Source organism: Frankia sp. CeTa3Moorea (assembly GCF_978021225.1).
In genome coordinates this window covers 50,166-58,405 of sequence record NZ_CDXDOR010000012.1, presented here as the reverse complement: position 1 = coordinate 58,405, position 8,240 = coordinate 50,166, and the positions used below count along the sequence as shown (strand labels likewise).

General features: G+C 72.0%; 7 protein-coding genes. 2 read left to right on the top strand and 5 right to left on the bottom strand.

Annotated elements, in window-relative coordinates; all coding sequences use genetic code 11:
• The coding region (locus AC08OV_RS04280; protein ID WP_476619328.1) for a DUF5667 domain-containing protein at positions 1 to 1,603 on the top strand (1,603 nt) is incomplete at its 5' end.
• Here AC08OV_RS04280 and AC08OV_RS04275 read toward each other — a convergent pair.
• From AC08OV_RS04275 to AC08OV_RS04255, 5 genes are all read right to left on the bottom strand, one after another.
• Entirely contained in the window at positions 1,600 to 3,003 is a 1,404-nt protein-coding gene (locus AC08OV_RS04275) for a class II 3-deoxy-7-phosphoheptulonate synthase (protein ID WP_476615936.1), read from the bottom strand. The genes AC08OV_RS04280 and AC08OV_RS04275 overlap by 4 nt on opposite strands.
• Positions 3,004 to 3,138: 135 nt before the next feature.
• Positions 3,139 to 4,164 (bottom strand): 6-phosphofructokinase, encoded by a 1,026-nt coding sequence (locus AC08OV_RS04270; RefSeq protein ID WP_462203892.1) that lies wholly within the window; start codon positions 4,162 to 4,164, stop codon positions 3,139 to 3,141.
• A gap of 143 nt (positions 4,165 to 4,307) precedes the next feature.
• Entirely contained in the window at positions 4,308 to 4,838 is a 531-nt protein-coding gene (locus tag AC08OV_RS04265; protein ID WP_476615937.1) for a polyadenylate-specific 3'-exoribonuclease AS, read from the bottom strand.
• 4 nt (positions 4,839 to 4,842) lie between these two features.
• Positions 4,843 to 6,381: a hypothetical protein gene (locus tag AC08OV_RS04260; RefSeq protein ID WP_476619327.1), complete on the bottom strand. Its 1,539-nt coding sequence runs from the start codon at positions 6,379 to 6,381 to the stop codon at positions 4,843 to 4,845.
• Between the two features lie 32 nt (positions 6,382 to 6,413).
• Positions 6,414 to 7,301 (bottom strand): lysophospholipid acyltransferase family protein, encoded by an 888-nt coding sequence (locus tag AC08OV_RS04255; protein ID WP_476619326.1) that lies wholly within the window; start codon positions 7,299 to 7,301, stop codon positions 6,414 to 6,416.
• Positions 7,302 to 7,908: 607 nt separating this feature from the next.
• Between AC08OV_RS04255 and AC08OV_RS04250 the strand changes: the two genes are divergently transcribed.
• The coding region (locus AC08OV_RS04250) for an alpha/beta hydrolase (protein ID WP_476619325.1) at positions 7,909 to 8,240 on the top strand (332 nt) is incomplete at its 3' end.

Here is an 8,240-nt window from a genome sequence, read left to right as displayed (position 1 = left end):
CGACGAGACCGACGTGCGGCTGATCGACACGGTGGCGGCCCTCCGGGACCTGCCGTCGCCGCGGCTGCATCCGGCACGGCGCGCCGCCCTGCGCGGACAGCTGTTCGCCGCCGTCACCGGCTCCCCGGCGTGCGATCCCGTCCGTTCCCCCGGCACCTCCGTGAGGAGCCACGAGACCGAGGCCCGTCCCACGAGAACCCGTCCCGCACGCGCGTCTCCCGAGAGCTTCGATCATGAACTGCCGGGAAACGACCCGGTCGACGCGCGGTGGGTACGCCGGACCGGTGCCTCCGGTGTCTCCGCCTCCGGTGTCTCCGCCTCCGGTGTCTCCGGCCGGGGCAGGATGGCCCGGGCCGCCCGACCGCTGCTGGCCGGAGCACTCACCGCCGCCGTCACCACGGCGGCCCTCGCGGTCAGCTCGGGGGACGCGCTGCCCGGCGACACCCTGTACGGCGTCAAACGACAGGTCGAAGATCTCCAGATGTCGCTAGTCCGCGATCCGGTCGAGCGGGCGAAGACCCGGCTGGGCATGGCCGGCACGCGGATGAGCGAACTGCGCACGATCACGGTGAATGACAGCGGGGTGATCGCCCCGGAAACCGGTGCCGGCGCCCCGGAGACGAGCCTCCGGGTGCCGGTGGTGAACCCCACGGCCATCGCCGCACCACCGGCCATCGCGATGTCACCTGCTGCGGTGTCACCCGCTGCGGGGACGTGGCCTCCCGGTCCCCGCACGCCCGCCGTCCCCGGCAGTGCCGGCAGATCCGATGGCCCCGACCCGCCGGGCGGCCCGCCCGGCCCCGGCAACGGGGATCGCCCCGACCCCGAGCTGGTCAACGCGCTGCTGCGGGACTGGCTCGCCGAGGCACGCGCCGGCACGCAGGTGCTGCTGGCCCGGGTCGCCGCCGGGGACGCGGACGCCTGGATCACGGTGAACGCCTTCACCACCGAGCAGTCCCGCGGGCTGAAGAACCTGCTGAGATCGCTTCCCGTGGGCTCGGTCGGACCGGCGCATGCGGCTCTGGATCTCATCGACGACGTCAGGCGCAGGCTTGGCCCGCGGGCACCAGCGCCGGTCCAGGCCCCCTCACCTGTCCGCCCGATCTCTCCGATCGTGCCGGCCGGTGACGCGCTCACCACCCCGCCCTACGTGGCGCCGCTGCTCTCCGTACCTCGGCCCACGGCGACCGGGGCCACCGCCGCGCCCGCCCTCAGCACTCCCACCCCCAGCGGCGCCGACACCGGCTCGCCAGGGCCCCCGAGCCCGGCGCCGGGTGGTGCCACGAGCGGAACGACCACCCCGACCACCGCCACGACCCTGGCCCTGGCTCCCGCCACAACCCCGGCACCCGCCACGACCCCGGCACCCGCCACAACCCCGGCACCGTCATCGGCGTCGGTCTCCGCCTCACCAGAGCTGATCATCACCGAATCAGCCAACCCGCCCGGCAGGCGGGGCACCGACGCGGCTCCCGCCACGACCCCGGCAGACGCCACGACCCCGGCAGACGACACCACCGCCTCCGATGCCACGCCGACCACGGTAGGCGCGCCCTCGCCGCAGAGCCCCCCGGACGGGGTACCGACGCCGGGATCCCGTTAGCCCACGAGGGCCACGGCGCCGCGTTCTCCCCGGGTGTTCTGCAGCATCTCGGCGACGAGGAAGGCCAGTTCCAGCGCCTGCCCGGTGTTCAGACGTGGGTCGCAGGCGGTCTCGTAACGGCCGCCGAGGTCGTCTTCCCCGATGAGTTCGGCCCCACCGAGGCACTCGGTGACGTTCTCCCCGGTCAGCTCGATGTGCAGGCCACCGGGGTGGGTGCCCAACGCCTTGTGGACCTCGAAGAAGCCGAAGACCTCGTCGAGGACATCGTCGAAGTGGCGCGTCTTGACGCCGCCCACGTCACGGGTGTTGCCGTGCATCGGATCGCACGACCACACCACGGGCGGCCCGGCAGCGTTGACCTTCTCGATGATCGAGGGCAACGTGTCCCGGACCCGCTTCGCCCCCATCCGGGAGATCAGGGTGAGCCGGCCGGGGACATGGTCGGGGTTGAGCCGCTCGGCAAGCTCGAGGACCTCGTCCGGGCCAGCCTTCGGCCCGATCTTGCAGCCGATCGGATTGCCCACCCGGGACAGCAGGTTGACATGGGCACCGTCGAGGTCCCGGGTCCGCTCGCCGATCCAGATCATGTGGGCGGACAGGTCGTACGGATCGCCGGTGGCGTCCTCGATCCGGGTCAGAGCACGCTCATACTCCAGCAGAAGGCCCTCGTGACTCGTGAACAGCTCGACCCCGCTCAGCGCGGCGGTCCGATCGAGGTCGATGCCACAGGCGGCCATGAAGGCGAGGGCACGCTCGATGTCCGTCGCCATCACCTCGTAGCGGCGACCCGCCGCGGAATCCCGCACGAACGCCTTGTTCCACTCGTGGACCTTCGACAGGTCGGCGAAACCGCCGGTGGCGAAGGCCCGCACGAGGTTCAGCGCGACTGCGCTCTGATGGTAGGCGGCGACCATCCGCATCGGATCGGGCCGCCGCGCGGCGGCCGTGGGCGCGATGTCGTTGACGGCGTCGCCCCGGTAGGAGGGCAGCCCGGTGCTGGCCTCGATGTCCGCGGACCGCGGCTTGGCGTACTGCCCGGCGATGCGGGCGACCTTCACCACCGGCGTGCTCGCGCCATAGGTGAGGACGACCGCCATCTGCAGCAGCGTCTTGACCTTGTCCCGAATCTTGTCGGCGGTGTTCGCCACGAAGGTCTCGGCGCAGTCACCGCCCTGCAACAGGAACGCCTCGCCCCGAGCAACCAGCGCGAGACGGTCGGTCAGGGACCGAACCTCGGGCGCGGTGACCAGCGGGGGGAGGGCCGCAAGCTGGTCGTAGGCGGCTCTCAACTCTGCCGGGTCAGGCCAGGACGGCTGCTGCTTGGCCGGAAGAGTCCGCCAGAGATCCAGTACGCTCACGATACCAGGGTACGGGCCCAGTCGAGTTCGGGCGGTCACCATCGCCCGACATTTTTCCGGGGAATCGGCATCTTCCTTCGGACAGGCATCCGCCCGGGAATCGGCACCCAGCCCTGGCTCCCGGACCGGGATTGGTTCCCGGACCGGGTCCGGCCCGACGGCCCGCCCCTTCCCTGGTCAGCCGAAGAAGATCTCGGCCTCGTGGTAGAGTTCCTCGGGCACCGTCTTGAGCTCACGGGTCGCATCCTGCAGCGGAACCCGGTCGATGCGGGTGCCGTGCAGGGCGACCATCACCCCGAAGTCGCCTTCGTGCACGGCGTCGACGGCGTGCAGTCCGAAACGCGTCGCGAGCCACCGGTCGAAGGCCGTGGGCGTGCCGCCGCGCTGCAGATGCCCGAGCACCGTGGCACGCGCGTCACGACCAGTGCGGGCGCGGATCTCGGTCTCCAGGACCGCCCCGATGCCCTGCAGGCGGACATGCCCGAAGGCATCGACCTCGCCCTCCCTGGCGACCATGGTGCCCGTGATCGGGACGGCGCCCTCGGCCGCGACGATGATCGGCGCGTAGTGGGTGGCAAATCGAGCCTCGACGAAGGCGCACACCTTGTCGAAATCGAACGGCCGCTCCGGGATGAGAATGACGTTGGCTCCCCCCGCCATGCCGCTGTGCAGGGCGATCCACCCGGCATGGCGGCCCATGACCTCAACGATCAACACCCGGTGATGGCTTTCCGCGGTGGTGTGCAGCCGGTCAATCGCCTCCGTGGCGATGTTGACCGCGGTGTCGAAACCGAAGGTGTAGTCCGTCGCGGAGAGGTCGTTGTCGATGGTCTTGGGTACTCCGACCACGGGCAGTCCCTCGGCGTGCAGCTGGGCGGCCACCCCCAGGGTGTCCTCCCCGCCGATCGCGATGAGCGCGTCCACCGCGGCGGCGGCGAGGTGCTCGCGCACCAGCGCGGGCCCGTCCACGGCGGCGTAGGGATTCGTGCGGCTGGAGCCGAGGATCGTGCCGCCGCGCGGGAGGATCCCCCGCACGGCCGCGATGTCCAGAGGGACCGTCTCGCCGGTCAGCGGCCCCCGCCAGCCGTCCCGGTACCCGACGAAGCTGTGGCCGTAGACGCTCTCTCCCTTGCGCACGACGGCCCGGATCACCGCGTTGAGTCCCGGGCAGTCGCCGCCACCGGTCAGTACGCCGATCCTCATCCCGAGTCCTCCCGTCGACCGTACACCGCTTTCTCCGGCGGCAGCGTAGCGGGATGGCCGTGCTTCAGGACAACATTGTGGTTACGTGGCGTGGCGACGATAGGCCGCCGCGGCCGCGTCATCGACTCATCGGGATGGGTGACTCATCGGGATGGGTCCGAGACGGCGGCGACCTGGGCGCGCAGCGGGGCGAGAACCCGCCACCGGGCGAGGTTGTGCAAGGCGTCAGCGAGCGCATCGTGGGCGTTGGGCGGCGGTGCAGGAAGAACCGGCCGGCCCACTTCCTCCCACAGCTGACGCAGGTCCCGGGTGAAGCGGGGCAGCTGGGCGGGCAGGGCGGTCATCGTACCGAAGAGCTGGCAGAGCACCACGTGGTCATAGGCCCCGTACCAGGCCCACAGCTCGGGGGTACCGCCCGCGGTCAACAGCGCGGCGACCTCGTCACGGATTCGGGCCCGCGGCTTCCACGCCTCGCCCGACGGCGACGGCAGCTGGTCGATGACGTTGCGACGGACCCAGGGCACGGCCCACGACGGGTCGAACTCGGTCGACACGGCATAGTACCGCTGTGTGCCGTCCTCGCTGACGATTCCGATGCTGACCAGATCGAGCCAGTGATGACCGGTGTCGGTGCGTTCGATGAACTCGGTGTCGTAAAAGAAGCGGGTTCCCACCGGCTCAGTCTCCTCCGACCAAGGTGTCCGCCATGGTCGGCGGCTCGGCCGCGGACCACCCCGGGCCAGGGCCCGAGCGTCGGCGCCACGGGCGCAGCAAGGCCCCGAGCAGCAGCGCCGCCAGGGCGGCACCGATCAACGGCAGCAGCCACAGCAGCGGCCCGGAGTACTCCTCCGTGGCGTCATCCCCGGACGCCGCCGCCCGCGGACCGCCCGACGCCGGCGACCGCCCTCCTGCCGGGACGATCGCCGGCGTCGCGCGGCAGCCGGCCGCACCCGCGACGGACGGCGGAGTCACCGCGGGACCGGTCGCCGGGGAGACCCGGACCTCGACCCGGGCGGCGCCGGGATCATTGACGAGGCAGAGCAGACCAGCCCCGGGCGCGGACGTTACCCGCGCCCCGGTGACCTGCACCTGGTAGCCCGTCGGATAGGACCAGGCCGGCACGCTGATCGCGGTCGCCGTGCCGGCAGCGAGGGGCGGCCCGGCCGACGGCGTGGTCCGGTAGGCCACCATCAGCACCCGCGACGCGTCGAAGCGCAACACCTCCGGTACCCCGGCGATGGCCACGGGGTAGGGGCGGACGATGTCCGCGGGCGGGGCGGGCGCCCGGCGTTCGGCGCCGCTGCTCCCGACGGGCGCGGCGGTGCCCACCGTGCCCCCGGTCGGGCTCGGGGCGTCGTAGAACCAGCTCAGGCCGAACGCGTCGGCGGAGGCGACGAGACCGCGGACGCTGGCCGCCGACCCGTCCTTCCAGCCGACCAGGTATCCGGTCGGATCATTGACCGCCACCGTCGATGCGGCGTCGAACGGGGCGGGCCGGTTCCGCCACAGCAGGTGAGTGCCGTCATGCGCGGCCACCGCCGCTACGAGACTCTCACCGCCGCCACCACCCTCGGGCACCTCGTAGCCGAGCAGGCCCGGCACGTCGCGGAACCGCGTCGCCAACCGTTCGAGCCCCGCGGCGAGGCCGGCGACGGAGGGCACGTAGCCCGCCGAGGCGGGCACGATCCGCAGCGTGACCCGCAACCCGCGGTCGGTGAACATGCGGGTGAGGGCGGCGGCCTGGTCGAGTCCGGGGTCGGCGGGCGTGGTCGCCGCGCCGGCACCGTCGAGGACCGGCCCACCGGATGTCGCCGGGAAGCGGCCGCCGCTTGCCATCGGGACCGCTAGGCGCACCCCGGTAAATCCGAAGCCGACCCAGGTGTCGATGTCCCCGGCGGTGGGCGTCACCCCGGCCGGCACCGTGATCCCGTGCAGGACGACCACCCGACGATCACTGTCCGTGAGGTACGTTCCCGAGCGACCGATCGTATCGGCCGGGGCGGCGCCCACGGGCGGTCCAGCAGGTGCGGCGGGTCCAGCAGGTGCGGCGGGGGAACCGGCCGCCGAGGCCCCGGGCACCGGACCCGTTCCCGCGAGGCAGCCAACGATCAGGCCGAGCGCGACCAGAAGCGGACGCCGTCCCGGGAATCGCCGGGGATGCTCGAAGCCGCGACGCCGCCCGATCGTCGTCCAGCCAGGAACGCTGTCACCACACACCGGACCATCCTGCCGTGTCCACCGCAAACGGGTCAGACCGCCCGGTCGATCCGGTCTTTGGCGGCGCGTGGATTCGCCGGCGCCGTGACCGGCAGCCCGAGCTGATCCGGAGACCGAGCCGGCGTCGCCACCCCAGGGGAACCCTGCGCCGTACTGGTGGACGCCGGGGAGACCTGCGCCGGGGTGGTAGACCCCGCGGGCGCGCCGGCAGCGGCAGCCGCCTGTGCCCGGGCGGCCGCGAGCTCCTCCTTGGCCCGCTTCGCGTACATGTCCACATACTCCTGGCCGGACAGGGCCATCAGCTCGTATATGATCTCATCGGTGACCGAGCGCAGGACGAAGCGATCATCTGCCATGGCCGCGTAGCGGCTGAAGTCGAGCGGGCGGCCGATGCGGATGCCGACCCGACGGATCTTCGGAACCAGCTGGCCCGGCGGCTGGACCTCGAAGGTCCCGATCATCGCCACGGGGATGACCGGGACCCCGGCCTCCAGCGCCAGGCGCGCGACACCGACCTTGCCGCGGTAGAGCCGGCCGTCCGGGGATCGGGTGCCTTCCGGATAGATCCCGAGCAGGCGGCCCTGGCGGAGCACCCGGACCCCCGAGCGCAACGCGCCCTCACTCGCCTTGCCGCCGCTGCGATCGATCGGGATCTGGCCGACGCCACTGAAGAACACCCGCTTGAACCACCCCTTGACGCCCGCCTCGGTGAAGTAGTCGCTCTTCGCCAGGTAGGTGACACGGCGGGGGACGACCAGCGACAGGAAGAGGTGGTCCAGGAAGGAGAGATGGTTGCCGGCGAGGATCGCGGGCCCCTCCGGGGGGATGTTCTCTGCCCCCTCGACCCAGGGACGCCAGAACAGTCGCAGGACAGGTGTCAGGAACACCTTGACCACCCAGTAGAACAAGACAGCTCCCACCTGGTCACCGCCGCACGACGACGGCCCGCCGGGGGCGCCCGTGGCCAGTCGCCCGTCTTCATCCGCCGACGCCGATCACACCTGGCCCGAACCTCCCACGAACCGTCCGGTCGGTCGGGCACCGGGGCGCACGCCGCCGGTCCACGACCGGCGGCCTCGCCGGGGTCCGCCACGGAGACCCCGACGATCCTTGCGACCCCACCGCACCAGGGCCGGGTCGCCCAGGGCCGGTCGCAAGGATGATGGGCTTGCTTGAGCCTAAGGAGAGGTCATCACGACGTCCACCGAACAGGGTCTACCCCGCTCGGCGTGTCATTCTCCGGTGCCGGCCAGGAAACCTGACGGCGGGCCCCCAGCCTCCCGCAGACCGCGCCTCGATCCCGATGTCCCGCGCGCGTACCCACCCATCACCGATTATCATCAGGCGGGGACTTTCCGTCCGGCGGCTCCTGCGCAGCGATGTTGCGCAGCGAGTGAGACACGCACGACCGTGGCCTCAGCCCGCGGACCGTGCGAGCATGCGTTTACCGGCGTTTTCCCTCCGCGCGTCGCCGGACCCGCATCGCGGCATGCGGGCGGGCGCGCGAGGCACGAAGGGCGGATCACGATGGCGGGTGTCACCGGTGCGGCCGTCCTCCCGGGCGCGGAACCGTTCGAGTTCGAGGGTGGGCCGGTCGGCGTGCTGCTGGTCCATGGGTTCACCGGCTCCCCGGGCAGCATGCGGCCCTGGGGCGAGTACCTCTCCGCAGTCGGGCTGACCGTCTCGTGCCCGCTGCTGCCCGGCCATGGCACCCGCTGGCAGGACATGGTGCCCACCACCTGGCCGGACTGGTACGCCACGGTAGAGACCGCGTTCCTGCGGTTGCGGACCACCTGCGAGCAGGTCTTCGTCATGGGGCTGTCGATGGGCGGGACCCTGGCCCTGCGGCTGGCCGAGCA